23 protein-coding genes are annotated in these 24,938 nt (G+C 57.0%); 6 read left to right on the top strand and 17 right to left on the bottom strand.

The genetic code is table 11. From position 1 onward, the window contains the following. Positions 1-36 precede the first annotated feature (36 nt). Positions 37-999, top strand: coding sequence for a dienelactone hydrolase family protein (locus DC3_RS06810; protein WP_146883352.1), 963 nt, complete (start codon positions 37-39; stop codon positions 997-999). A 122-nt stretch (positions 1,000-1,121) separates the two neighbouring features. On the opposite strand, the gene DC3_RS06805 is transcribed toward DC3_RS06810, so the two are convergent. From DC3_RS06805 to DC3_RS06745, 13 genes are all read right to left on the bottom strand, one after another. Further along, positions 1,122-1,490, bottom strand: a complete 369-nt coding sequence (locus DC3_RS06805) for a hypothetical protein (RefSeq protein WP_146883351.1) — start codon at positions 1,488-1,490, stop codon at positions 1,122-1,124. A gap of 143 nt (positions 1,491-1,633) precedes the next feature. Next, a complete protein-coding gene (lon, locus tag DC3_RS06800; RefSeq protein WP_146883348.1) occupies positions 1,634-4,030 on the bottom strand; it encodes an endopeptidase La in 2,397 nt (798 codons plus the stop codon). A 574-nt stretch (positions 4,031-4,604) separates the two neighbouring features. Then, the gene (locus tag DC3_RS06795; RefSeq protein WP_146883346.1) at positions 4,605-6,383 is read right to left on the bottom strand and encodes an ABC transporter ATP-binding protein; all 1,779 of its coding nucleotides are present in this window, start codon (positions 6,381-6,383) and stop codon (positions 4,605-4,607) included. 4 nt (positions 6,384-6,387) lie between these two features. Further along, on the bottom strand, positions 6,388-8,142 hold the full coding sequence (locus DC3_RS06790; protein WP_146883344.1) for an ABC transporter ATP-binding protein: 1,755 nt from the start codon (positions 8,140-8,142) through the stop codon (positions 6,388-6,390). Between the two features lie 334 nt (positions 8,143-8,476). Further along, positions 8,477-9,823: a M1 family metallopeptidase gene (locus DC3_RS06785; RefSeq protein ID WP_146883342.1), complete on the bottom strand. Its 1,347-nt coding sequence runs from the start codon at positions 9,821-9,823 to the stop codon at positions 8,477-8,479. Then, on the bottom strand, positions 9,820-10,698 hold the full coding sequence (locus DC3_RS06780) for a carbon-nitrogen hydrolase family protein (RefSeq protein WP_146883340.1): 879 nt from the start codon (positions 10,696-10,698) through the stop codon (positions 9,820-9,822). Before DC3_RS06780 ends, DC3_RS06785 begins: the two co-directional genes overlap by 4 nt. Before the next feature lie 56 nt (positions 10,699-10,754). Then, positions 10,755-11,339, bottom strand: coding sequence for a GNAT family N-acetyltransferase (locus DC3_RS06775; RefSeq protein WP_146883338.1), 585 nt, complete (start codon positions 11,337-11,339; stop codon positions 10,755-10,757). After that, positions 11,339-11,731, bottom strand: coding sequence for a ketosteroid isomerase-related protein (locus DC3_RS06770; RefSeq protein WP_146883336.1), 393 nt, complete (start codon positions 11,729-11,731; stop codon positions 11,339-11,341). The genes DC3_RS06775 and DC3_RS06770 overlap by 1 nt, the downstream gene beginning before the upstream one ends. 89 nt (positions 11,732-11,820) lie before the next feature. Next, a complete protein-coding gene (locus DC3_RS06765) occupies positions 11,821-12,036 on the bottom strand; it encodes a hypothetical protein (RefSeq protein WP_146883334.1) in 216 nt (71 codons plus the stop codon). A gap of 25 nt (positions 12,037-12,061) precedes the next feature. After that, on the bottom strand, positions 12,062-12,409 hold the full coding sequence (locus DC3_RS06760) for a YraN family protein (protein WP_146883332.1): 348 nt from the start codon (positions 12,407-12,409) through the stop codon (positions 12,062-12,064). 70 nt (positions 12,410-12,479) lie between these two features. After that, the gene (locus tag DC3_RS06755; protein ID WP_281292442.1) at positions 12,480-13,139 is read right to left on the bottom strand and encodes an HAD family hydrolase; all 660 of its coding nucleotides are present in this window, start codon (positions 13,137-13,139) and stop codon (positions 12,480-12,482) included. Further along, positions 13,136-13,627 carry a putative dsRNA-binding protein gene (locus DC3_RS06750; protein ID WP_146883330.1) on the bottom strand — a complete coding sequence of 164 codons (492 nt, stop codon included), beginning with the start codon at positions 13,625-13,627 and terminating at the stop codon, positions 13,136-13,138. Before DC3_RS06750 ends, DC3_RS06755 begins: the two co-directional genes overlap by 4 nt. Before the next feature lie 378 nt (positions 13,628-14,005). Continuing rightward, on the bottom strand, positions 14,006-14,668 hold the full coding sequence (locus DC3_RS06745; protein WP_146883328.1) for a PIG-L deacetylase family protein: 663 nt from the start codon (positions 14,666-14,668) through the stop codon (positions 14,006-14,008). 314 nt (positions 14,669-14,982) lie between these two features. Between DC3_RS06745 and DC3_RS06740 the strand changes: the two genes are divergently transcribed. The 3 genes from DC3_RS06740 (at position 14,983) to DC3_RS06730 (ending at position 20,354) form a co-directional block, all read left to right on the top strand. After that, on the top strand, positions 14,983-16,719 hold the full coding sequence (locus tag DC3_RS06740) for an ABC transporter substrate-binding protein (RefSeq protein ID WP_246130578.1): 1,737 nt from the start codon (positions 14,983-14,985) through the stop codon (positions 16,717-16,719). Between the two features lie 78 nt (positions 16,720-16,797). Beyond that, positions 16,798-17,988: a prepilin peptidase gene (locus DC3_RS06735; RefSeq protein WP_246130577.1), complete on the top strand. Its 1,191-nt coding sequence runs from the start codon at positions 16,798-16,800 to the stop codon at positions 17,986-17,988. Between the two features lie 125 nt (positions 17,989-18,113). Continuing rightward, entirely contained in the window at positions 18,114-20,354 is a 2,241-nt protein-coding gene (locus tag DC3_RS06730) for a diguanylate cyclase domain-containing protein (protein WP_146883326.1), read from the top strand. Between the two features lie 50 nt (positions 20,355-20,404). Here DC3_RS06730 and DC3_RS06725 read toward each other — a convergent pair whose 3' ends face one another. The 4 genes from DC3_RS06725 to DC3_RS06710 form a co-directional block, all read right to left on the bottom strand. Next, positions 20,405-20,983: a hypothetical protein gene (locus DC3_RS06725; RefSeq protein WP_146883325.1), complete on the bottom strand. Its 579-nt coding sequence runs from the start codon at positions 20,981-20,983 to the stop codon at positions 20,405-20,407. A gap of 175 nt (positions 20,984-21,158) precedes the next feature. Beyond that, complete coding sequence (locus tag DC3_RS06720) at positions 21,159-21,614, bottom strand: hypothetical protein (protein WP_146883323.1); 456 nt, start codon at positions 21,612-21,614, stop codon at positions 21,159-21,161. A 169-nt stretch (positions 21,615-21,783) separates the two neighbouring features. Continuing rightward, the gene (locus tag DC3_RS06715; RefSeq protein ID WP_246130575.1) at positions 21,784-22,848 is read right to left on the bottom strand and encodes a M20/M25/M40 family metallo-hydrolase; all 1,065 of its coding nucleotides are present in this window, start codon (positions 22,846-22,848) and stop codon (positions 21,784-21,786) included. Positions 22,849-23,038: 190 nt separating this feature from the next. Beyond that, positions 23,039-23,365, bottom strand: a complete 327-nt coding sequence (locus DC3_RS06710) for a septum formation initiator family protein (protein WP_146883321.1) — start codon at positions 23,363-23,365, stop codon at positions 23,039-23,041. Positions 23,366-23,523: 158 nt separating this feature from the next. Between DC3_RS06710 and DC3_RS06705 the strand changes: the two genes are divergently transcribed. Together DC3_RS06705 and DC3_RS06700 are read left to right on the top strand one after the other, a co-directional pair. After that, positions 23,524-23,934, top strand: coding sequence for an acyl-CoA thioesterase (locus DC3_RS06705; protein WP_146883319.1), 411 nt, complete (start codon positions 23,524-23,526; stop codon positions 23,932-23,934). After that, the gene (locus DC3_RS06700) at positions 23,934-24,821 is read left to right on the top strand and encodes an ROK family protein (RefSeq protein WP_146883317.1); all 888 of its coding nucleotides are present in this window, start codon (positions 23,934-23,936) and stop codon (positions 24,819-24,821) included. Before DC3_RS06705 ends, DC3_RS06700 begins: the two co-directional genes overlap by 1 nt. The last annotated feature ends 117 nt before the right edge of the window (positions 24,822-24,938 follow it).

Genomic DNA, 24,938 nt, shown 5'->3' with positions numbered 1-24,938 from the left:
AGTCAGGTTGCAGACCCTTACAGGAGTTTTTTGAACATGCGTTACACTGCTCTCTCTGCCCCCATTGCTGCCACCACCCTCCTTTCTCTGCTGCTTGCTTCCTGCTCCAGCACCGCCCCTCTGCCCACTGCTCCCGAGCAGGGCTCCCAGGCCGTGACCGTCCAGATCAAAGATGTGTCCTTCACCGGACCTTCCTGGAAAGGCCAGAACGTGACCCTCACGGGCAAACTGTACCTGCCTGGCACGGTTGCCCCCACCAACACCCTCCCCACCGTGGTGATGATGCACGGATGCAGCGGCATCTGGTCCCGCAAAGACGGCAAAATTGCCAAAGATGCAAACGGAAATTACGTGGTGGGCAGCATGTTCACCGAATGGGGCAAAAGGCTTGCTAACAATGGTTATGTCGCCCTGCTCGTGGACAGCTTCACCCCCAGAAACAATCTGGATGGCGTGTGCGATGTTGATCCCACTGTGTCCGGCATCTCTGAAGTCACAGACCGTCCTCAGGACGCTTACGCAGCCTACACTTTCCTGCAGAACAGTTACAGCAACTGGGTGAACCCCCAGAAAGTGGGTCTGCTCGGCTGGTCCAACGGTGGATCTGCAACCCTCTCCACCCTGGCAAGCAACACCTGGACCAGCAATGTCTTCAAGGCAGGTGTGGCCTTCTACCCCGGATGCGGACTGCGTGATGCATACGGTGGTCTGTCCCAGAGCACTTACGTGCCCTACGCTCCCCTGCGCATCTGGCACGGGTCCATCGACGACCTGTACACCGGAGCAGGCAGCAACACCGCCTACCCCTGCAACAAGCGCATCGACCGGGCCAGGGTGCTCAGTCCCTCTGTGGATTTCTCCATGACCGTGCACACAGGTGCACAGCACAGCTTTGATCAGGCCAGAGCCACCGAAGCGAAATGGACCCAGGATGACCTGAACGCCAAAGTGACAGCCGACCAGGACACGCTGGACTTCTTCAACAGCAAACTGAAATAAGGTTTAGAGTTTACGGTTCACAGTTTACAGCTCACAGAAGTTTAACAGACAGGCATCATTTCAAAAGACATTGCAAAAACGAGAGAACCCCGCCAGACAGCGGGGTTCTTGAATGTATGGATTCAGCTCAGGCCTCGCAGCCCTGCAGGCAGAAGCGACTGCACATACAAGAAAAGTCCCACACCAAACAGGGTGAAAAAGATGTTCACCCCTGTTTTGTAAGCATTGGTCTGTGGACGGCTGTTTTCAGTCAGCAGGAACACCAGCATGATCCCGATGAACACTTCCCCTCCCCAGGGAAAGGTGCTTGCCAGGAATTCGTACACCGGGTGTTCAGCGCGGTGCGTCATCAGGAAGTCTCGGAATCCATCAATTCTGGAGTAATACCAGAGGAAAGAGCCCATCCAGACCACACAGGCAATCGCCAGGGTCAGCATGCGGCTCAGGCTCTGGCTGTCCCCTTGCTGCTCAGCCTGAACTTCGCTTCTCATGTTTCAATTGTAGTACAAAAGTGATTTTTTCTTACAGGATTTGAACAACCTTAAGAAAAAGTTTACATTGTTCAGCAAAAGATCCAGGTCCTTCCAAGACTCAAAAACAACCCCCCGCTTTCGCGGGGGCAGGTTTGTTTTTATCAGGCTCCAGCGGAAGGCTGGTCAGGGCTGGGCTGTGGAGGGATCACCGGAGGAGCGTCCTTGGGACGGTCCAGCAGCAGCAGGTCGAGCACTTCGGACACGGTGGCCACGGGGATGATCTTGAGTTCCTTGCGGATGCTCTCGGGAACGTCCACGAGGTTGGGTTCGTTGTCCTTGGGCACGATCACCGTGCGGATTCCGGCCTGGTGGGCAGCGAGGAGTTTTTCCTTCACCCCGCCGATTCTCAGGACCTTGCCGCGCAGGGAGATCTCGCCGGTCATGGACACATCCATTCGCACGGGGCGTCCGGTGATGGCACTCGCAACTGCAGTGGCGATGGTGATGCCTGCACTGGGGCCATCTTTGGGGGTGGCGCCATCGGGGAAGTGCAGGTGGATGTCGAGTTTCTTGTAGAACTCGGGGTCGGCACCGTACTTGTTGGCATGGGCACGCAGGTAGGCCACAGCGGCCTGTGCGGATTCCTTCATCACGTCACCGAGAGAGCCAGTGAGACTGACTTTTCCGGTTCCGGGAGTGGCGAGGGCTTCCACGACGAGCAGGGCTCCGCCGACAGCGGTCCAGGCCATGCCCTGTGCAGCGCCGACCTGGGGCTCGCGCTCCATTTCGTCTCTGCGGTAACGGGGCACCCCGAGGTAATCGGGGACCTGAGGGGCATCAATGACTTTGGTGCCTTCCCAGGGGGTTTCGAGCAGTTCGCGGGCGGCTTTGCGGGCCAGCTTGGAAATCTCGCGGTCCAGGTTGCGCACTCCGGCTTCTGCGGTGTACTCCTGGGAAACGCGGGTGAGGGCTCCATCGGTGACCTGCACCTTTTCTTCCACACCGTGGGCTTTCAGCTGGCGGGGCAGGCGGTACTGCTTGGCGATCTGCACTTTTTCATCCAGGGTGTAACCGGGGATCTGGATGACTTCCATGCGGTCCAGCAGAGGACGGGGGATGGTGCTCAGACTGTTTGCAGTGGTGATGAACATCACGTTGCTGAGGTCGTACTGCACTTCCATGTAGTGGTCCTGGAAGGTGTTGTTCTGCTCGGGGTCGAGCACTTCCAGCATGGCGGAAGCGGGGTCCCCTCTCCAGTCGGCGCTCATCTTGTCGATCTCGTCGAGGAGGATCACGGGGTTGATCACTCCGGCCTGTTTCATGGCCTGAATGATGCGTCCGGGCATGGAGCCGATGTAGGTGCGGCGGTGACCACGGATTTCGGCCTCATCACGCACGCCACCGAGGGCCATGCGCACAAAGTTGCGGTTCAGGCTGCGGGCAATGCTCTTGCCCAGCGAGGTTTTACCGACCCCGGGAGGTCCAACCAGGCAGAGGATGGGGGCACGCAGTTCACGGTCGTTCTTGTCTTCCTTGCCAGCACGCAGCTGACGGACGGCCAGGAACTCCAGAATGCGCTCTTTGACATCCTGCAGACCGTAGTGGTCTTCGTCTAAGAACTCGCGGGTGCGTTTGATGTCGAGGATCTCGTCGTCGGTCTTGGTCCAGGGCACATCCAGCAGCCAGTCAATGTAGTTGCGGATGACGGTGCCTTCAGGGCTGCCACCGGGGGTGCGCTCCAGACGGGCGAGTTCCTTCATGGCCTTCTCCTGCACCTTTTCGGGCATTCCAGCCTTCAGGATGCGGTCACGCAGGGCGTCCATCTCGGCGGGGCCTTCTTCACCGCTGCCGAGTTCTTTGGAGATGGCTTTCATCTGCTCGCGCAGGTAGTACTCGCGCTGGTTCTGGTCCATCTGCTCTTTGACCCGCTGGGCGATCTGGCGGTCCAGGTTGAAACGCTCCAGATCACGGTTGAGGTTTTTGAGCACCAGCTCCACGCGGGTGGACACAGGCACGGCTTCCAGAATGGCCTGTTTCTCCTCGACGCTCCAGGTGGAGTGGTGGGTCAGCAGGTCAGAATAAAGTCCGGCATCGGTCAGGGAACGCAGGTTTTCCAGCTGGAAGCTTTCCAGACGGAGGTTCTTGTTCTGTTTGACATATTCCTCGAAGGCGTTTCGGGCTTCGGGGAGCAGCACCTGGGTGACGCGCTCGTCTCCGAGGTCGCGCACCTGGGTTTCTGCATTGACCCGCAGATAGGGAGAGGGCAGGTATTCGGTGACTTCGGCACGCTCGAGGCCTTCAATCAGGACTTGCAGGGTGCTGTCGGGGAGACGGACCACCTGTTTGATCACGGCGAGGGTGCCCATTTTGAACAGGTCCTCTCCGAGGGGATCATCGGTGCGCTGGTCTCTCTGGGTCAGCAGGATCACCCGTTTGTCGCTGGCCTGGGCTTCATCGATGGCGCGTTTGCTTTTTGCGCGCCCCACATCGATGTTGACGGTGGTGCCAGGCATGATCACCGTGTTTCTCAGTGCGATTACGGGAAGTTCCCAGATCATGTGTTTCTCCTTGAAAAGCACCCCGGGGGGTTTTTGAGGTCTTAGGTGTACATTACACCCGGGCAGGGAGGTCGTAGGTAAGTTCTCTAACGGTCATGCGGTGGCCTGATTCACAGTTCAGGGCAATTCACCGGGTGTGATGCATGTTGAAATCTTACTCTGTGGGGTCTGACAGTGCTGTGACCTAGGTTGCTTTTTATAAGCTTTCTTGAGCATACCCTACTCAAGTTTGGTTAGCCAATCTCTAAACACTTGCTCATGATCCAAAATGAATTTTCTCTTCTCTCAGGCAACAAAAAGACCGTCTTTCCTCTTTTCCATCATGACACAATCTGAACCTTGACTGAGCTGTGACCATCACATCCCAGCACCAAAAAGCACCAGAGGTTCAAAAGCCAGATTCTCTTGCAAAGAAATCACAACAGAATCCTAAAACACGTGTGGTCCCATCAGCAATAGAGAAATCAGCCATCTTCTGGCAGGAAGAATGGCTGATTTGGATGGGGTGATTCCTGGATCAAAACATCAGGGCGAGCCAGCGGCCCGCCCCTACAGATGTCATTTGAGATGGTGTTTAAGCGTTTTCGTCCCAGAGTTTCTGCATCTCACTGCTGTTCTGCAGCAGTTCTTCCAGGCTGCCCTGGGCCTCAATTTCACCGTCTTTGAGGACAATGATGTGGGTGGCGCGTTGCAGGGCAACACGCCTGTGGCTGACCACCAGGCAGGTCACTTCACGGGACTGGAACAGGCCTTCCCAGAGTTGCTTCTCGGTCTGCACGTCCAGCGCACTTGAAAGGTCGTCGAAGATCAGCAGATCGGCTTCACGGGTGAACATGCGGGCTGCACTGGCGCGTTGCACCTGCCCCCCGGAAAGCTTCACCCCGCGGGTGCCGACCATGGTGTTGAGGCCCGATTCCAGGGTGCTGACATCCGGTCCCATCACTGCAAGATCCAGAGCATTGTCCAGAGCAGCATTTCTGCGGTCTCCCAGCAGGATGTTGTCCTGCAGGGTTTCACTGAAGAGTCTGGGCACCTGTGCCGTGTAAGCAGAGTGAGGGGGAGTGAAGAAGGTTGCTGCATCCTGCACCAGTTCTCCGTTCCAAAGCACAGTTCCGGAGTCTTTGGGCAACAATCCCTGCAGGGCACGGATCAGGGTGGTCTTCCCTGCCCCGATGCGTCCGGTGATCACCACGAAGTCCTTGCGCTGCACGGTAAACGTGATGTCCCTGATGCCACTGCTGGAATCAGGATACTGGTAAGAAAGACCTCGCACTTCCAGCGCTTCCAGAGGGGTGTACTCCGAAGAGGTGGGCACATACTCTGGCACTTCTCCCAGGAATTCCAGAGGGGTGCGGTTCACGATCTGCTCAGGCTCGGCGTCCTGCAGCAGGTGCTCGATGCGGTCAAAGGCCACCCGGACCCGTTTGTGCTGGGCCATCACGTCACCCAGGAAGGTCAGGCATCCGGTGATGTTGGGCAGAAACTGCATGAACAGGGCAAAGTCCCCGACGGTGAAATCCCCGGTGCGCATCTTGGAGGCGGCCAGCATCAGGACCACACCCATGCCGATGTTCACCAGGCCCGTGTTGGCACTGCGGATCAGTTCGATCAGGAGGACATCCTTGAGGGCCGCTTTGCGTCTGGTTTCACCCAGGGTCTCAAAGTGATGGGTCATGGGTTCTTCTTTGGAAGCCACTTTCACGGCCTGCACGGCATTGAAAGACTCTCCAATGAAGTCGGTCACAGCAGAGGTCGCTTCCCGCATGCGCTTGCGGTAGGTGCGGATCACCGGAGACAGGCGGCGCATCAGGAGCGTCATCAGGAAAAGAGGGGTGGTCACCAGGGCCGCAATGATCGGGTCCACGAAGTACAGAAGCCCGATGGCAATGGCGGCCTGCAGGAAGATGCCCCACACGTCAATCCAGTTCTCGGCATAGCGGGTCACGTCTTCAGCATCGTCCCGGAAGCGGGAAACGGCTTCGCTGCTTGATTCGGGCATCAGGCGAGAACCCGGGGCATTCAGCAGGTAATCCATCATGTTGCGGCGCAGATAGGCCGTGATCATCAGGTAGTACTTGCTGAAGGTGTCGAAGGCCACCCGGAACACCAGCACACGGCTCATGTACACGGTGACGAGCAGGGCAATCAGGGTCCAGACGTTCAGGCCTGCCTGTGATTCACCCGAAAGTTTGTCGAAGATCAGTTTGAAGAACCAGCCAAAACTCGCTGGAATGGCATGAAAGGCCGTCCAGGTGATGGCGTTCCAGATGAAGTGGCCCTGGCGATAGGACAGCACATGCCGCATGTACTGCCAGGTTGAGAGGGTGCGTCTTGGGGGGGCTTGTGTGGCCATGGGATCAGACTCCTAATTTCTCGAGTTCTTCTTCCAGGTTGTCGGCCCGGCTGACTCTGAGCATCTGGGAATAACGGCTGGAACGGTCTTGTTTGAGGGCTTCGCGTTCACCAAACTCCAGGATTTCGCCCTGGGAGAGCACCATGATCTTGTCGGCACGTTCGACGGTGTCGAGACGGTGGGCAATGATGATCCCGGTGCGGCCTTTGAGCAAACGCCCTATCGCCTGATTCAGGTGACGCTCGGTGGCCGGGTCCAGACGGCTTGAGGGTTCATCCAGAATGACCAGTCCGGGGTCCTGCAGGAACACGCGGGCAAAAGCCAGAAGCTGGGATTCTCCTGCACTGAGTCCTGCACCATTGGCCTGCAGTTTGGTGTCCAGCCCCTCAGGGAGGGCATCCACCCAGCTGTCCATCGCAAGTTCTTTCAGCACAGCGTGAATTCTGGAATCCGGAATGCTGGGGTCAAAGAAGGTCAGGTTCTCGCGGATGGAGGCGTGGAACAGTTGCACGTCCTGCGTGACCATCCCGACTTTCTGACGCAGTTCCTTGAGAGGCACTTCTCTGGAATCCAGCCCTCCAAGTTTGAGGGTGCCTGAAGTGGGGTCATAAAGCCTGAACAGCAGACGGACCAGGGTGGATTTTCCACTCCCTGTGCGGCCCAGCAGACCCAGCACCTCTCCGGGTTTCAGGTCGAAGTTGAGGCCCTTGAGGACCAGGTGGTCTCCGTAAGCAAAAGTGAGGTTGTCGAAATTCACACTCAGGGCACCCTGAGGCAGGTGCTGTGTTCCGTTGTCCTCGATGTCGATTTTCTCATTCTGCAGTTCTTCCACTCGCAGAATGCCTGCACTGGCTTTCTGGAATTCCTGCATCTGGCGGGTGATTTCATCCAGCGGAGCTTCCAGCATGCGCATGTAATTGAAAAACAGGTACACGGTGCCCAGGGTGATCAGACCCTGCTGGAAGAAATAAACGCCCACCCCGAGGGTCAGGCAGTAACCCAGTGAAAACAGCACCATCATGCTGGTCCAGATGGTCGAGCGCATGTACCAGGATTTCAGGTTCTTGTTCAGCCAGTCTTTGGCCACGTGGTGCATGCGGTTCATGGTGTAACGGCCTGCGCCGTTGGCCCGGATGTCATCAAGACCTGCAAGCCGTTCTTCAATGAACCCGAACATGCTGGCACTGGCTTCCCGTTCCAGACGGGTGGCAGGTACGGCGACTTCGGCACGCTTTTGAAGCACAAAGAAAATCACCACCACATAAGCGGTGATGATCAGACCGACCCGCCAGTCTTCCCGCCAGAGCAAGGCCAGAATGCCCACTGCAAGCAAGGCACTGGAGGTCACGCGCACCACAAACTGGGAGAAGAAGTTGGAGATGCTGGTGACATCACCATCAATGCGCTCGATCAGTTCTCCGGGGGTGCGGTCCTTGTGAAAACGCATGTCCAGGCGCATCACCCGACGGAACAGATCCACCCTGAGGGCGTTGGTGGTGGTCCAGCCAATGTCGGCACTGAGGTAGGTGGACAGGGTGCTGAACCCCTGGTTGAGCAGGGCAAACACCAGAAACATCACTGCAAGCTGAATCAGGGTTCCTTCGGGACCTTTCTGCGTGGCAGCATCAATGAAATTGCGGGTGATCTGCGGAATCCACAGCTGCAGCCCGATTCCGGCCAGCATGGCAAGGAGCAAAACGGCCACCTTGCCTTTCAGTGGACTGAGGTACTGTCCGAGAATGTTGAGATAACGTTGCATACACACTCCTGAAGGCTGTCGGTCGGGTGGCCTGGGGCCCTCCAACCCGGGAAAAACGCGTCTTTCAGATGAAGAGACATCCCATTTCTGTCATTTAGACAGCTGTAAACCCAGCTTAAAAGAGTGTGACCCGAAAGACACTCGGAGTAATGGACGGGTGGGTTCAGCTAAATGGCCTATGGAGCGTTCAGCAGTCAGCAACCAGCGGTCAGGGGAAACACACAAATGCACTGAATTTGGAGCCTGAGGGTCGCCCACTGACAGCATTTAAAGGCCCCTTGCAGCAAGTGCAGGGGCCTTTCTCTGAACGCTGATCGCTGACTGCTGATGGCTCTTACTGCCCGGGGTAAGGGGGCAATGCCTCCTGATAGATCCACTGCTGGCTCCAGGTGTCGATCAGGGCACCCTGACCTGTGACGGTCTTTGCGATGCGCAGGAAGTCTTCGATGCCAGCGGTTTTGTGCATGTAACGGCGGTAATAGGTGCGGATGGTGCGGAAGAACTTTTCGTCTCCCACCTGCTTCCTGAGCACATGCAGGGCCACCGCCCCCCGGTCATAGACCCCTTCCCCGAAGAGTTCTTCTGGGGTTTCGATGGTCAGGGAGCCATCCCTGCGTTGCTGTACATCCCGGTAGGCCTGCCGCATGTCAATTTCCAGGGCATCAATCCTGGTGATGCTGTGGTTCACCCACAGGGCATGGAAGTAGGAGGAGAAGCCTTCATTGAGCCACATGTCCCTCCAGGTTTTCGGGGTCACGCTGTTCCCGAACCACTGGTGGGCAATTTCGTGGGCCACCACGAATTCCAGTTCTGCAATGCTGGAACCATAAATGGGACGGGTCTGGTTTTCCAGGGCGAAGGGCAGATCGGGACCCACCACCAGACCTCCTGCGGCCTCAAAAGGATAGGGACCGATCAGGCTTTCGAAGTAATCCATGATCTGCGGAGCAAGGGCAAGGGTATCTTTTGCCTTCTGGGAGGTTCCAGGAGCAAAGTAGTTCAGGACCGGAAGGCCTTTTGAGGTTTGCAGCTGTTGCAGCTCAAACTGTCCCACATTCACTGTTGCCAGATAAGCTGCCATGGGCTTCTTGTTGTCCCACACATAGGTGGTTTCGGTTGTCCCATTCACTGTTTCAGTGAGCAGGCCGTTTGCCACGGCCACATAAGGCTTCGGAACGGTCACCTTGAAGGTGTACAGCGCCTTGTCTGGAACGAAGTCATTCACCGGAAACCAGGTGAACGAGCCCACCGGTTCACTGACCACATAGGTGCTGTTTCCTGCCTGCGTCCAGCCCAGATCCCAGTCGGGGGCAGAAGGGTCAGCGATGCCTCTGGGCATGCCGGAATAGCTGATGTTGAGGGTGACTTCCCTGGACAGGGACTTGAGGGGCCCGATGTGCAGCCTGTCATTGCTCTGGGAGAAGGCCACCTCCTGCCCTCCGACCGTCACCTTCGAAACCGAGAGGCGACCCGAAAGATCAAGGTCCACTTCTCTGAGGCCAGATGCCAGTTTGACCCGCACAGCAGCACTCCCCTGCAGGACATTCTGCACAGGATCAATGCGCAGGTCCAGATCGTAACGGACCACATCGAGTTTTTCGTTCCCATACGCTGGAAACAGGGCGTCCTGTGCAAAAGCAGCAGGAGAAAGCAGGAGGAGCAGGGACAGCAAACGTTTCACGCGAAATCGACCACCTTGAGGTCACGCCCTGGCAGCTGGTGCGGCCAGTCGCGGTTGTTGAACACCTGTCCGTTCCGGCGCACTTCTCTGAGTGCACTGAGGTCCAGATTGGCGTACAGCCACTGGGGAGCGTTGAGTTCTCCCTCTGTCAGAATGCCGTTGGGCGGAAAGCCATAATCGGGAGGCGTGTACACCGCAGCCTGTCCCAGATTGATGTCGATGGCCTCCGACCAGGGTGCTCCCCCCACCAGTGGAGACTGCAGCACGAAACACTGGTTTTCCAGCGCACGGGCCTGTGAGCCGACCCGCACCCGGTAAAAACCGTTCATGGTGTCGGTGCAGCTCGGGACCAGCAGGACATCTGCGCCGGCATCGGTGAGCTGGCGGGCCAGCAGCGGGAACTCGCTGTCGTAGCAGATCAGGACGCCCACCTTGCCATGCCGGGTCTCAAACACCTTCAGATGGTCTCCCCCCTGGATGCCCCACTGTTCGTTCTCGAAGCGGGTCATGATGCATTTGTCCTGAAAGTCCATGCTTCCATGCGGGTTGAAGAAGTGGGCCCGGTTCACGGTGCCCTCTTCCGTCTGCACGGGAAAACTTCCGGCCAGGATGTACACGCTGTGCTCCTGGGCCAGCCTGCGGTGCAGGTCCAGCACCTCCGGGAGCAGGTTCTGCATCTCATCGATCTGCCTGAGCACCACTTCACGGATGTCATCGGTGAACAGCGAGGCGAGTTCCATGCTGGCATACTCCGGGAAGACCAGCAGGTCTGCACCCGCCGTGCTGGCCTCATCGACCCAGCGGGTGATCTTCTCTTCGTACTCCTGCCAGGAGTGCAGAAAGCTGACGGGGTATTGTGCAAGGGCTACTTTCAATGGTCGACCTTTCTGTGTGAGGGGAGCACCTCATTTAGAATTGTATTTTCAGATCCCTAGAGTTCTCTAAGCCAGAAGGTCATCCTTTTGAGGGACTCTTCACGCTCCGTGATCTCCTGCCAGGACAGGTGGGTGTGCAGGTCCTCGCGCTTCTGGTAGCCGCGTTTCTGCCAGAAGGCATCCAGAGGTGTGTAATCGGCAGGACGCAGCGGATGGTCTTCTTTCCTGTCCACAGCGCAGAAGGTGGCGTACCTGAACCCCCCGAGCTGTTTTGCATGGGCTTCCCGGGCCTCGAAGAACTTCACCCCAATGCCCTGACCTCTGTACTCTGGCAGAAGCACCGATTCGGCCAGGTAGAACACCTCAGAAAGATCAAATCCAGCCTTGAGGAAAGGGGCTTTGATCTCCTCCATCTCGTCTTCAATGGGCAGGGCACTTGAAGCCCCAACGATGGTGTCCCCATCCCGGGCCACCACGATCACGCTTCTGGGACAATCCAGGTAAGTCTGCAGGTACTTCGCCTCGTATTCAGCACTGCCCTCATAGAGGTACGGAAAATCCCTGAACACCCGGATGCGCAGACGGGCCAGTTCGGGGATCACGCTTCCCAGGTCTGGTCCGCTGATGGCTTCCAGGGTCATCAAACGGACACCTGACGAATCCAGTCGGTGAGGTTGTAGCAATTGGTGATCCGGCGGATCTTGCCATTTTCAATTTCAAAGAAGGCGCCTCCGGGCAGAGAATAGGTCTGGCCTGTGGCTGCCGGAAGCCCCTCATCGTCTGCCAGATAGGTGCCATCCACCACGTACTCTGCAGCAGCACGGGTGCCGTCCTGGCTGTACATCACCTGAATGTCCCTGAGCTTCTCGCTGTAACTGCGGTTCATGCGCTCCATGAATGCTTTGAACGCCTCCAGCCCAACTTCTCTGGGACCCTGGTTCAGGTCGTGCACCACATCCTCGTGCACCAGAGAGAAAAAGGTGTCCCAGTCACGGGCGTTGAAGGCCGCATAATACTGTTCAATCAGGCTCATGGGGTCATTCTACGGGATTCCATTCAAGAAATCGTGCCTCAGAAAGCAAAACAGCTGGAAAATTCCAGCTGTCTGTCTGCACCCCTGTTTCAGCGCCTGCGCATGGCCTGGGCCAGCAGGAAACCGGCCAGACCTCCACCCAGCAGGCACCACAGGATCAGCCATCCGGTTTTGATGTACCCATACAAAAACAGGAAGCTGATGCGGGCGGTGGCATTGTAGCCCAGCATGTTTTGCAAGAAGAAGATCACGATGAGGAGAACAATCACAAGTCCAGCAATCAGTGGTCCGTTCGCTCTGTTCATACCTCAATGTACGAGGTCTGGGCGGCTAGTGTTCCCCACCCGTCACAATCGACTCTTCATGTTTCAGCTGTCCTGCTTGCACATCTCCGGTGATGGTGATGGCATCAAAACGGCAACTCACATCATCACGCCCCAGGAAACGCAAAGCCGTGCGCCACAAGAGCCTCACTTTCCTGGGGGTGATGGTTTCCAGCGGATGCCCAAAATCGGTCTTGCTGCGGTGCTTCACCTCCGTGAACACCACCGTCCCATCTGGAGCCCGGGTGATCAGGTCCACCTCTCCTCCCCGGATGCGGTAATTGCGCTTCAGGAGCACATGCCCGAGTCCAAGCAGGTACTTGAGGGCACGGTCCTCTGCTTCCTTGCCTTTCACAGAAAACAGGTTACAGGGTGGGAGGGAAAAAGGGAGGAGGGAGATGACGGAGGGGAGGGGTACGGGGATCTTACTGTGAGCCCACTTCCCGCATCCACTCCAGAAAATCCCGGACCACCCATTTTGCTCCTGCTTCACGGAGTTTTTCTTCGGTCTGGGTGGTGGAAAGGGCGCAGACGGTGGCTCCAGAATTCACACCACTCTGAACACCGAAAATGGCATCTTCGTGCACCAGGCAGTCCCGAGGGTCAAAGCCCAGCAGAGCGGCCCCCTTCAGGTAGGGCTCGGGGTGGGGTTTGCCGTTCTGAACGTCCTCACCCATGATCCTGAGGGGGAACGCGTGGGACAGGCCCAGTTCGGTGAGGCCAAATTCCACATTCACCCGGTCTGCACTGGTGACCATCGCGTAGGGGATGCCTGCGTCCTGCAGGAGTTGCAGGTAGGCGCTCAGACCTGCAACCTCCTGCATGTTGCCCTTTGCAGCCTTGCGATAGAGGTCCTCCTTGAAGTTGTGCAGGTGCTGTGCCTCTTCAGGGGTGGGTTTCTTTCCGGTGAGGCGTTCCTGGATTTCGGGGTTGCGTCCCCCGTCCACTTTGGTGTCGAGGTCGTGTTCGGAGAGGTCGAGGCCCAGCAGTTCCTTTGCAGTTTCCTTCCAAGCCTGACGGTGAAAGCGGTTGTTGTCGACCAGGACCCCGTCCATGTCGAAGAGCACACCTTTGAAGGGAATCACGCTTCTTTGACTTCCACCTGGGGAACTTCTGCCACTGCACCGAGCTCTTCCAGCAGACCCTTGTACAGGTCCAGGGTCAGGCGGCGCACCATGTCGATGCTTTCCGGGCCACGGCGGCTGGAATCCACACGGCTGTTGGCCACGACCAGGGCCTGGGAGAGCACATCTGCATAAATGGGGTAGGGGCCTTCCATGGTGCCTCCAGCGTAACCGAGCCTGAGGGGGCGGTCGGTGGTTTTGCGTTGCGGGTCCTTGGTTTTGATGGGACCGAACTGTGCGGTGAGGGATTCAAGCGCCAGCAGGCTGGCGGTGCGTTCGCTTTCGCGTTTGCTGCTGCCCTGTCCGGTGGCACGCACCTCATCGTTGATGATCACATCGGTGATGAAGAGGGGTTCGTGTTCGGGTCCGGTTCCACGGGTCTCAAATTTGGGGTTGCGGAGTTTCTGGGCACGACAATAGTCGATCAGGTCGCCTTTGGGGTTTTGCATGGGATTCCTCTTTGAAGAAGGTCATGGGTCAGGTGCATCCACCTGAAAGCACACGCCTTCAGGGATGAGGCGTGCGGAAAGAGCTGGTTTTTGTGGGTGGTCCACAACAATCACTCTATGCAGAACCAATATAGCACTTTGGAGGCAGGAGCAGTCAGCAGTCAGCGATCAGCAATCAGCGTTCAGCACAGGAGGATTGCAGAGTTCCTGGCTCATCAGGACTGGGGGATGCAGAAAGCAGAAGGCAGAAGGCCATGACCACCAGATGGATGAAAAAACCAGACCACGGGACTGGCTTTTGATCTGGGCCCTTCTGCAGCTTTGCAGTTGAGAAAGCTCAAAAACATCTTTTGCTGACGGCTGACCGCTGAAAGCTTCTCAGGTGGGAATCACGGTCTGTTCCTGCAACTCTGGATGGTACTGGTGAAACGTTTCTTCGGGAATGCGTTCAGCGGCCCTGCGGAAGAAATCCACGGTGGAGAGGGCCTGGGTGCGGTGCATGCTGATGGCCCTGAGTTTCTGGGCGATGTGGTGGATCACATTGAAACGCACGTTGGGGTACAGGTGAATTTTGGCGAGTTCCTCGTTGTAGGGCTCATCCCCGGCGTAGAACCAAAGGGTGCAGGGTTTCCCGAGCCGTTCGAAAGCCTCCAGCACAACCTTGCTGGTGGTGACATGGTCGGGGTGCCCGTTGCTGCCGTTGGGCTGGAAGGTGAGCAGGATTTCAGGGCGGTGTCTGCTGATGGCGTCCATGCACACCTGCACCAGTTCTTCAAAGTCGTGCTGCTTGAGGCCGCCATCGGGGAAGTGGTGGTGTTCGTGGACCTGAATGCCCAGCACTTCCAGGCAGTTTTTCAGTTCCTGGCTGCGCACTTTTGCAAGTTCTTCGGGTCCATCTGCAAGACCCAGGGTGCGGCCTTTTTCCCCGTGAGTGAGGGTCACGAGACCGACCGTTTCGCCTTTTGTGGTCAGGTTCAGGATGGTGCCTGCTGCACCGTACACCTCATCGTCGGGGTGGGGGAAGATCATCAGCAGTTTCATGCACCCACTTTAACCTGCCTGTCCTGCCCAGAGAGGTGAAGTGCTTCAGACAGGTGGAGCCTGCGCTCTGAACGCTCCAGAACCCCACACATGCACCTCTCACTGGTGTTTCATCTTGAAAACAGGGCTGTGCATGCACAAAACAGCAGGCCCAGGAGGGACCTGGAAGGGAGGCCATGCACAAAGACAAGAGAATCTTAAAAATTTACTCAATCAAAAAAGCATTGCTGTTATACGTCTGAGACATTATTCTTGATCTCTAGTTCTGGGCCTCTCCCCATTTCTGTGGTGCACTGCCCGGAGGAGGACACCCTGTGAAAAAGCATCTGCTGCTGTTCGGCCTGACCGCTGCACTGGTTTCCTGTGCAGGACAGGGCGATAAAAATGCCGGGAACCTGGTGACCCTGAGTTTCGGGGACTGGTCCCGTTTTGACCCTGCATACTGTTACGACTCTGCCTGTGGTGAGATCATCCAGAACACCCTGGAGACCCTGCTTTTCTATGACGGGGAGAGTGCAGACACTTATGTTCCGCTCCTTGCTGCCGAAGTTCCTTCTGTGGAAAACGGTGGAATCAGCGAAGACGGCCTCACCTACACCGTCAAACTGAATGCGGATGCCAAATTCTCAGACGGCAAACCTGTGACCGCAGAAGATGTGGAGTACTCCATCGAGCGCATGATGGTCTATTCCACCGACATCGGGCCTGCCCTGCTGCTCACCGAACCCTTGCTGGGCAAGGCAGAACCTGTGCGGGATGGGAATTTCACCTTTGAACAGATCGACCAGGCTGTGGAAGCCACGGACGAGAACACTGTGGTTTTCCGTCTGGCCAAACCCTTCGCTCCTTTCCTTGGGGTGCTCGCCACCTATCCCAGTGCCATCTACTCCAGGGAAGATGCCATTGCCAGAGGGGACTGGGACGGCACGGCAGACACCTGGGAGCAGTTCAGCAACCTCGCAGAAGGATCAGGCAAGCTGGACCAGGGTCCGGTGGGATCTGGCCCCTTCACCATTGAGCGTTACGATGTGGGCAAGGCAGTCTCGCTCAAACGCAACGACGATTACTGGCGTGAACCCGCCAGGCTGGAGCGCGTGATCATCCAGAGTGTGGAAGATGAAAACACCCGCATCCAGATGCTGGATGCCGGAGACGCCGACATGGCCCTCCCCAATGCCATGACCCCCACGGCCCTGCCCCAGCTGGAAAAGAAAGACAACCTGACGGTGGAGAAGGCCTCTGGTCTGAGCCTGGTGGGTCTGTTCATGAACCAGAACATCGACCCCAAAGGGACCAATTATCTGGGCAGTGGAAAACTGGACGGCAAAGGCATTCCGGCCAACTTCTTCAGCGATGAGAATGTGCGTAAAGGTTTTGCCACCGCTTTTGATTACGATTCGTACATCCGGGAAGTGACCCAGAACCTCAGCAAGAGGGCAGGCACCATCCTGATCGAGGGTCTGCCGGGTTACAGTGAGGACCTGCCTGCCTACACCTATGATCCTGAAGCGTCTGCGGAATACTTCAAGAAAGCCTGGGGAGGCGAAGTCTGGGAGAAGGGGTTTGAGCTTCCGGTCTTTTACAACACTGGCAACACCGGACGCCAGCGTGCCCTGGACATCCTGAGGACCACCCTGCAGAAAATCAACCCCAGATTCAAGCTGGAAGTGCGTGAACTGGCCTTCAGCCAGATCCTCTCCCAGTCTGCCGCCAACCAGATGACCGTCTGGGCCGGAGCATGGGGTGCAGACTACGCCGATCCCCACAACTTCGCACAGCCCTTCTTGCAGTCCACGGGCAATTACGGTGCCCAGATCGGGTACAAAAATCCAGAGCTCGACCAGCGGATCACCGAAGCTGTGGCCTCCACAGACAACGATCGCCGGGTGGAGTTGTATCAGGAGATTGCCCGCACAGGGTATGAAGATGCAGCTTTCATTCCGCTGGGTCAGCCCCTCAGCACCTATGTGCAGAACAAGAGGATTCAGGGCCGCCTGAAGAACCCCATGTTCGCTGGAGACTACTACTACACCATCAGCAGAGGCGAATGAGTTTCAGCCCACCACCCCGGGAAACTCCCGGGGTTTTTCGTGGTTTGCCTGTGGATCGAATGCCTGTAAACTGAAACGGTGAATCCCACAGCATTCCCCACTGAATTCCCCAGTGCTTTCATCATCACCGTGGCCGTGATCCTGGGTGCACTCGTTGGCTCTTTCACCAACGTGCTGATTTACCGCATTCCGCGTGGTGAATCCATTGCCTTCCCCCCGAGCCACTGCCCGAACTGCAACCACCAGTTGCATCCCATGGACCTGTTTCCGGTGTTCTCCTGGCTTCTTCTGGGCGGGAAGTGCCGTTACTGCCGTGCACCCATCAGTGCGCAGTATCCGATCATCGAAACCATTTCTGCAATCGGGTATGGTCTGCTGGCGTATTTCTTCCCCATTCAGGATGTGGGGGCAAGCCTGCTGGGACTCTTTTTCTTTTTCACGGTCTTGCTGGCCATCAGCGTCATTGATCTGCAAACCTACACCATTCCCGATTCCCTGAGCCTGGTGGGTCTGCTGGTGGGTCTGGGCTTTGCGTGGGTGAATGAAAAACAGGGAGGGTACTTCTTCCATCTGCCCGGGGTGAAAGATGCTTTTACAGCAGCCCTTTACGGTGCGGGCATTCTGGCCCTGGTGGGCAACCTGGGCTCTTACCTGCTGAGGCGCTTCAGGGAAGCAAAATACCCTTCATTTCCCATCGATTACCAGACCCTGAACCTGGGTGCACTGGTGGGCATGTGGTTGGGTCCATGGTGGGCTGCCGGGGCTGTGCTGCTGGCCATGCTGATCAATTTCGCCATGAGGCGTTACCTGCGCATTCCCGATTTCATCACCTTTCCTGGCATCCTGATCAGCCTGGTGGTGAAGGTGAACATGGGTCTGGATGCCAACCTGATCACCACCATGCTGACCACCCTGCAAGGCCTGATGGCAGGGGCAGGCATCGCTTCCCTGATCGCTGGTTTTTACTGGTGGCTGGCCCCTGAGGTGGAAGAGGACATTGCTGAAGAAGACCTGGACCCCATCGCCATGGGATTCGGGGATGTGAAACTGATGGCCATGATTGGCGCTTTTGTGGGCGTTTCAAATGTGTTTGTGAGTCTGGCCCTGGCCATTTTCCTGGGGGCCATTCTGGGAATCCTGATTTACGCCGTCTCGAAAAACCGCAGGATCAAATTCGGGCCTTTCCTGGCCCTGGGGGGTTTTGTGGCCCTGCTGTACGGACCCCAGATCACCGACTGGTACACAGGGATGCTGCTGGGCGGAATGTAAAAAGGAAATGGGCAGATGAGGATGGGCATCACTGCCCATCTTTTTTCTTTTCAGATCTGACAACACCACAGAAGAGTCCTGTGACGGTTCACCTGCCAGAATGGAAACACGATGGGGGTTCCATCATGAATCTGCGACTGCGAAGTCTTCTGGTGCTGGGCGTCAGCTCGGCTCTGGTGGCCCTCGTGTTGTTTTTTCTGGTGGAGGCCTTGCTGCAATACACCTTTTCCAACACCGAGCGCATCATGGAGCGCACCCGTCTGGAACGGGTGGTGGAGGACCTGCACCATGAGGCCCAGACCCTCGATGACATCAACCGGGCAGACTGGGCCCTGTGGGACGACTCTTACGATTTCATTGAAAAACCCACACAGGACTTCATTGGCAGCAACCTGACCCTGGAAGCCCTGCATGGTCTGCGCATCAATGTGATGTCCTACCATGACCTGACGCTCAGGCGGGTGTATGACGTGTGGATGGACTGGGACAGCAAAAAGTACCTGAAACGCCCATCCTGGATGACCCCTGGGTTGCTGCAAACCCTCCAGAAGGCAGAGAGGGGCCTGATCCAGACCCCCAGTGGCCTGATGACCTTTTCGGTGGCTCCGGTCCGCGACAGCCTGTCTCTGAAAAAACCCAATGGTTACCTGCTGATGGGCCGCCTGATTGACGCCCGGGCACTGAATGTCATCGGGGAACGCAGCCATGTGAAGCTGGAACTCCTTCCCCTCCAGAAAGAACCGGACCTTTTTGAGCGTCTGCAAACAGAAGAGGTGCTGGTCTTTGCCAGAGGCAACACCTTCACCTCCTACCTGCTGCTGAAAGACTCGCTGCAGCACCCCATCTACCTGCTGAAGAGCACTGGAGGACGCCTGCTCTCACCTGTGCTGGACCACACCCGCCAGTACCTGCTTTTGACCATCGTGGTGATGGTGCTGTTCACCACAATGGTTCCCCTGATTCTGCTGAACCGCACGGTGCTGTCCCGCATGGCAGGGCTCAGTGAGGCTGTGCGCCAGATCCGCCTCACCCGTGATCCCAGGGCACGCCTCAGGGAAGAAGGCAGGGATGAACTGGGCATGCTCAGCCAGGACATCAACCACATGCTCTCCAGTCTGGAGGAATCCCGCCAGCAGCTTGAGCTGCGGGAGCAGTACTTCCGCATCCTCAGTGAAACCAGTTCAGATGCCCTGATGCTGATGGATCAGCACGCCAGAATCCGCTACATTGGGGGTTCCCTCCATCACCTGTTCCCTGAGCTTGAGGTCAGGCTGGGAGAGGGGATTCCCATGCAGGTGGTTGCAGAGGACCGTCGCAAAGTGCGGGCTTTCTGGGAAGAAGTTCGTCAGGCTCCGGGAGAAGAAAAGCAGCTTGAGGTGCGCCATGTGACCTCCACCGGGCATGTGTGGCTGGAGATCTTTGCCCGCAACCTGCTGGATGATCCGGTGGTGCAGGGGGTGGTGGTCAACCTGAGGGACATCAGTGACCGCAAGACCGCCGAGCTGGAAATCCAGGCTTCCCATGAGCGTTTCTCCAAGATTTTTCACTCCAATCCCCTGCCCTCTGCCCTGCTCTCGCTCGACCAGCACCGCTTTCTGGACATCAACACCGCCTTTGCAACGCTTTACGGACATCCAGCGTCCACCCTGCTGGGCATGCGGGACATCGACATCGACCTGTGGGCCTTTCCTGAGGAACGCAGAAAATGGCTGGACGCCCTGAAGAGCGAACACGAAGTCAAAATGGAAGTGCACCACCTGCTGAAAAATGGTGAGCAGCGGGTTTTCCTGCTCAGTGGCCAGATGCTGGACATCCAGCACCAGCCCTGTGTGATGCTGGTGGCCCTCGACATCACCGAACGCAAGGCCCACGAGGCGCGGGTGCAGCACATGGCCTACCATGACGCCCTGACCGGACTGTACAACCGCCATTACCTGTGGGCTTACGGTCAGAACCTGCTGGACGGTCAGGAGCAGGCTGCATTTTTCTTCATGGATCTGGACCGTTTCAAACAGGTGAACGACACCTACGGCCATGAAAGTGGCGATGAACTGCTGAACATCATCGTGGAACGCTTGCAAGGTGTTGCTCCTGAAACTGGCATCTGGTTCAGACTCTCCGGAGATGAATTTGGCCTGCTGCTCCCAGGTGCGCAGGAAGCGCAGGCCCACATCCTGGCAGAAAAGATGCTGCAGGCGGTGGATGAGCCTGTACACCTCTCTGCGGGCACCGCAAGGGTGGGCATCAGCATTGGGATCGCTCTGGTCCCGGAGCATGGCCGCGACCTCCAGCAGATTGTGCGCATGGCTGATGCTGCGATGTATCAGGCCAAGACGGTGCGCAACACCTTTGTCTTCAAACAATAAAAAACGGGCCATCAAGCATGGATGGCCCGTAAACGTTCAGAACAGAAGTCTTAAACCATCTCGATGAATTTCATGATCTGCTGCCTGCGCTGGCTGTATTCCTCACTGCTGATTTTCCCGGTGGTGAGGAGGTCGAGCAGGTTGTCGAGTTCCTGCAGGAAATCATTGACGCTTTTGAGGGGGCCAGTGGTTCCCATGGGGACTTCGGGTTCTGCTCTGCTGGCCGTGACGGCAGCAGCAGTTGAGGGTGCAGCAGGGCTCTGGCTGGTCAGCACGGGAGCCGGACTGGGTGCAGCTTCAGGGGCAGCCCCAAAAATCACATCTTCGGTGATCTCGATGCGTCTCTCATCGAAATAGTCAGGGGTGCGACAACTGGGACAGCGACGCATGCTTTTCAGTTCCTGGGATGCAATGGCGCGGTTGCTGAGGGTGGTGTTCTCCCGGGAACTCTGTGAGAGGCCAATTTTGAATCGGTTGCGGACCATTTTGCCAAGGTCCACGTTCATGATGTCGGTGACCATGCCTCCGACATCCGAGGCTTCTTTGGAAAGCCGGTCTTCATGGGCTTTGTCCACGGTCCATTCGGTCAGACACTGTCTGCAGGTTCGTTGCAATTTCACGCCAGCCACGCCCCCATGATAACATTTCTGCCGAAATTGCTGTATCCACAATTGAGCGAAGCCTTTTTTACGTTTCAAACATTGAAAAAATCATGCATTCCATCTCACGATTCCAGTGTTTCATGCAAAATTCAGGTCTGGGGAACACCAGACCTGAATTTTTACGGATGTTCTGGACTGGAGGTCAGTTGGGGAGGCGGAAAATCATGTATCCGCCATAACCTTCGTTGGCCCGTTTGGTTTCAAAGGCCTTCATGGTGATGGTGATCGTGCCTCCGGGGGCTTTGAAGTCCACAATGGCGTAATTGTCCTCATCTGCGTCTTTGCCCAGCACATTGCCTGCAGCGTCGGTGACCACCAGATCCATATCGGTGAGCACTTCTCCATCGCCAAAGGCCACGATGACGAGGTGTTCACCTTCCACGGTCAGGTTGGGATCATCGTAATCCCAGGACCATTCTTCACCGGACTCATCAAAATAGGTGAAGCCCCCTTCCCAGAGTTCGGCTTCAGGAAGTTGTTTTCCAGCTTCCGCAAAAACCGTCTGGTAGGACTTGAAGATGGACGTTGCTGGGGTGGCAAGTGCAGAAGTGGACAGCAGCACAGCAGCAGAGAGCACCCAATTGCGCAGATGTTTCATGTGGCCTTCTTCCTGTAGCAACCTGAGTTGTGAGCTACCCTCTCATCTTATGCACAACAAGCTGATCCTGAAATGACGCGAATCACAGGACCTGTTGCTGGCTGGGCCAGCCAGCAACAGGTCTTACAATTCCAGTGGAGATCCCCAGAGACAGAGCGGCAACCCAACCTTACTCAGGCAGTTTCTGGTAAGCCTCCACCACCTGCTGCAGCAGGGCCAGACCGGTCTTCATGCTGGAAGGCTGCACCCATTCGTCCTGCCTGTGGGCATTGCCACCGAGGTACACGCCCATTGCCACCGCAGGAATGCCGTAAGTCACAGCAGCATTGGCATCCGTGCTGCTGGCCACCTGACGGAAATCCAGATCCAGCCTTGACCCTGCAGATTTGATCAGGCGCACAAGGTCGTGGTTTTGCAGGTCACCCGCAGGCCGGTTCCCCACCCGTTCCAGGTCCACACTGGCCCCCACTTCACGGGCAGCATTGCGGATCACATCCAGGGCTTTTGCTTCCAGATGGGTCAGGTTGTGCACGTCCAGGGAACGCAGGTCCAGCAGGAATTCTGCGTGTCCGGCAATGGTGTTCACGCTGGTGCCCCCTGAAACCGTCCCCACATTCAAAGTGGTGCGGGGCTCTCTGGGAATCTGCATGGCATAAAGCTGGGCAATGGCTGCACCCAGCGCATGCACTGCAGAAGGGGCGTTGTCTCCCCAGGAGTGCCCTCCGGGGGTTTTGAAGGTGACTTTGTAACGTTTGGACCCCACGGTCTGGGTCACCACCATGCCCAGGTAGCCATCCAGCGCAACATAACGGTGGATGCCCTGGTGGTGGTGCTGCAGAAAGTGCTTGATGCCCTTCAGGTCCCCGAGGCCTTCCTCGCCGACATTGGCAAGCACCCACAGGGGCTTGCGAAGCTGATCTGCTTTGAGGGTCTTCAGAAACCGGGTCAGAACGGTGAGGCTTGCGCTGTTGTCCCCCACCCCGGGACCCACCAGACGGCCATTTCTTTCCTGCACCACATGAGGCACATCAAACCCAAAAACTGTGTCCAGGTGGGCACTGAGCAGCAAGGCCTTCCCCTCGGTGGGACCGAGTTTCAAGAAGACATTTCCCACCTCATCCTGCTGCGGGGTGTACCCGAGTTCCTGCCACATGGCAGCAATCAGGGCAGCCCGCTGGTGTTCCTGATGGGAGGGGGCGGGCGTCTGGGCAATACGCACAAGGTCAGCTAGCACGAGACTGGTTATACCATGAGCCGTCAGCTTTCAGCGGTCAGCGATCAGCCAAAAGCCTCTGAGTGCTCTGAGCTGTTGGACCGGCATGAATCAGCTTTTTTTGCCACCAGCACTTCGAAATGCTGTCCAGGCATACATTTCAAAGACACAGTGTTTTTCTCTGACCGCTGAAGGCTGATCGCTGACCGCTTTATGGCCTTAAAACAGGCAACCTGCACTCCGCCTCATTGACATCCTGCAGGGCCTTGTTGTCCACCAGAACCTCTTCGTTTTCGCCCACAAAACCCTGGCAGCGGGCAAGCTGCCGCAGGAATTCAGGATTGAAGGATTTCTGGCGCATGTTTTTGAGGTCATCGACGTCCTGCTTCAAAAGGGCCACCCTGGATTCGAGTTCCCCGATCTGCTGATGGAATTCCACGGTGCGGTAAATGCTGTACCCGATCAGCACCGTCATCTGAATGATGCCCAGCCCGGCCAGAACACTTAAAAGAACCATGAGGATGGGAGGGCGTTTCATCAGGAATCAGTATAAAGAAGTTTGGCTGGTGTTGATGTGGGGTCGCTGTGGGATTCTGATGGGTGCAAACACCTGAAAGCACTTTCTCAGCCCAACCGCATCTAGACATTTATCTTTGTTATCGTCAAACACGAAGTGGCCTTGTTACACTGAAGCGTATGCCCAGCCCACTCGTCACTGACATCCAGATCCGGTTCGGAGATACCGACATGCTGGGTCACATCAACAATGCTGCCTATGTGCAGTACCTGGAAGTGGCCCGCATGCAGCTGGTCACCGAAGCGAGACTGGCAGGCATCCCGAATTTCAATTTCGTGCTGGCCCACATCAGCCTGGATTTCAAACGCGAAATCAAGCTGGGGCAGCGTGTGCAGGTTGAAACGAAAATTGTTCGCATCGGAAAGAGCAGTTTCGAGATGGCCTATCAGGTTCTGGCAGATGGCGTGGTGTGCACCACTGCCAGAAGCGTGCAGGTCGGGATTGATCCCCAGACCATGAGCTCTGCCGTGCTCCCTGACCCTGTCAGGGAATTTCTGTCCCGCTTTTTGACCCCACAGGAGGAAGTTTAATGTCACTGATCGGCGTAGACCTAGGAGGCACCAAGATTGCAGTTGCAGTGGTGCAGGAAGGCAGCATCACCCATAAGAGCGTGGAACCCACCCCCAAAGACGGCTGGGTCAGCGTTCTGGATCAAATCGCAAGACAGGTGGAAGAACTCAGGCAGCACGTGCCTGACCTGGAAACCGTCGGCGTGGGTCTCCCCGGGCCTCTGGATTTCAAACAGGGCATGGTGAAATTTGCCCCCAACATTTACGGTTTTGAAAATGTGCCTGTGCGCAGCTACCTCGCTGAGAAACTGAACATGCACGTGGACATCGAGAACGACGCCAACGCCGCCGCCCTCGGTGAAGGGGTGTACGGTGCAGGTCGCGGCACCGACTCCAGCGTGTTCATCACCATCTCCACCGGGATCGGTGGGGGCATCGTGCTGAATGGCCGCGTCATCCGTGGGGCGCACGGTGTGGGCGGAGAAATCGGTCACGTGACCGCCCTGCCTTATGGCACCGTCGCGGGTTCCGGCGTGGTCGGTGGCCTTGAAGCCCTCTGCAGCGGCACTGCCATTGCCAGAGATGCCAGCTTTGCCCTCAACAAGCCCACCACCACTGCAGAAGCCTTCCAGCTTGCGCAGGACGGTCACCCCATTGCAAAACGTGTGGTGGAAACCGCCATGACCCACATCGGTACGCTGGTCGCCAACCTGCAGCTCACCATCGACCCTGAAGTGTTCGTGCTCGGGGGTGGGGTCAGCAGCGTCGGAGATTACTTCATCAACTTCGTGCGGGATGTGGCCATTGACCGACTGGGCAACTTTGATGTGCGCCCTGAAATCCGTCTGGCCGCCCTTGGCACCGATGCTGGCGTGATTGGCGCAGCCCTCGCTGGACGCAAGTTCTAAACCTTCTGCTCATCAAGACACCCCTTCCATTCTGGAAGGGGTGTTTGTTTTTGCAGTACGCAGAGCCAGAAACAGCTATTCTGAGAGAACCACGCCTTTTTCCTGCCCTCTGCCCCG

Origin of the sequence: Deinococcus cellulosilyticus NBRC 106333 = KACC 11606 (genome assembly GCF_007990775.1) — a bacterium.
GTDB lineage: Bacteria > Deinococcota > Deinococci > Deinococcales > Deinococcaceae > Deinococcus_C > Deinococcus_C cellulosilyticus.
Note: the sequence above shows the minus strand (reverse complement) of the source record. Positions and strands in the feature narration are given on the sequence as shown.

Bases quoted from the DNA above. Each gene is read 5' to 3' on its own strand.
- DC3_RS06765 (WP_146883334.1), bottom strand. From the start codon at position 12,036: ATGAACAGAGCGAACGGACCACTGATTGCTGGACTTGTGATTGTTCTC.
- DC3_RS06805 (WP_146883351.1), bottom strand. From the start codon at position 1,490: ATGAGAAGCGAAGTTCAGGCTGAGCAGCAAGGGGACAGCCAGAGCCTG.
- DC3_RS06750 (WP_146883330.1), bottom strand. From the start codon at position 13,627: ATGCAAAACCCCAAAGGCGACCTGATCGACTATTGTCGTGCCCAGAAA.
- DC3_RS06745 (WP_146883328.1), bottom strand. From the start codon at position 14,668: ATGAAACTGCTGATGATCTTCCCCCACCCCGACGATGAGGTGTACGGT.
- DC3_RS06705 (WP_146883319.1), top strand. From the start codon at position 23,524: ATGCCCAGCCCACTCGTCACTGACATCCAGATCCGGTTCGGAGATACC.
- DC3_RS06710 (WP_146883321.1), bottom strand. From the start codon at position 23,365: ATGAAACGCCCTCCCATCCTCATGGTTCTTTTAAGTGTTCTGGCCGGG.
- DC3_RS06795 (WP_146883346.1), bottom strand. From the start codon at position 6,383: ATGGCCACACAAGCCCCCCCAAGACGCACCCTCTCAACCTGGCAGTAC.
- DC3_RS06775 (WP_146883338.1), bottom strand. From the start codon at position 11,339: ATGACCCTGGAAGCCATCAGCGGACCAGACCTGGGAAGCGTGATCCCC.
- DC3_RS06770 (WP_146883336.1), bottom strand. From the start codon at position 11,731: ATGAGCCTGATTGAACAGTATTATGCGGCCTTCAACGCCCGTGACTGG.
- lon (WP_146883348.1), bottom strand. From the start codon at position 4,030: ATGATCTGGGAACTTCCCGTAATCGCACTGAGAAACACGGTGATCATG.
- DC3_RS06720 (WP_146883323.1), bottom strand. From the start codon at position 21,614: ATGAAACATCTGCGCAATTGGGTGCTCTCTGCTGCTGTGCTGCTGTCC.
- DC3_RS06700 (WP_146883317.1), top strand. From the start codon at position 23,934: ATGTCACTGATCGGCGTAGACCTAGGAGGCACCAAGATTGCAGTTGCA.
- DC3_RS06790 (WP_146883344.1), bottom strand. From the start codon at position 8,142: ATGCAACGTTATCTCAACATTCTCGGACAGTACCTCAGTCCACTGAAA.
- DC3_RS06810 (WP_146883352.1), top strand. From the start codon at position 37: ATGCGTTACACTGCTCTCTCTGCCCCCATTGCTGCCACCACCCTCCTT.
- DC3_RS06730 (WP_146883326.1), top strand. From the start codon at position 18,114: ATGAATCTGCGACTGCGAAGTCTTCTGGTGCTGGGCGTCAGCTCGGCT.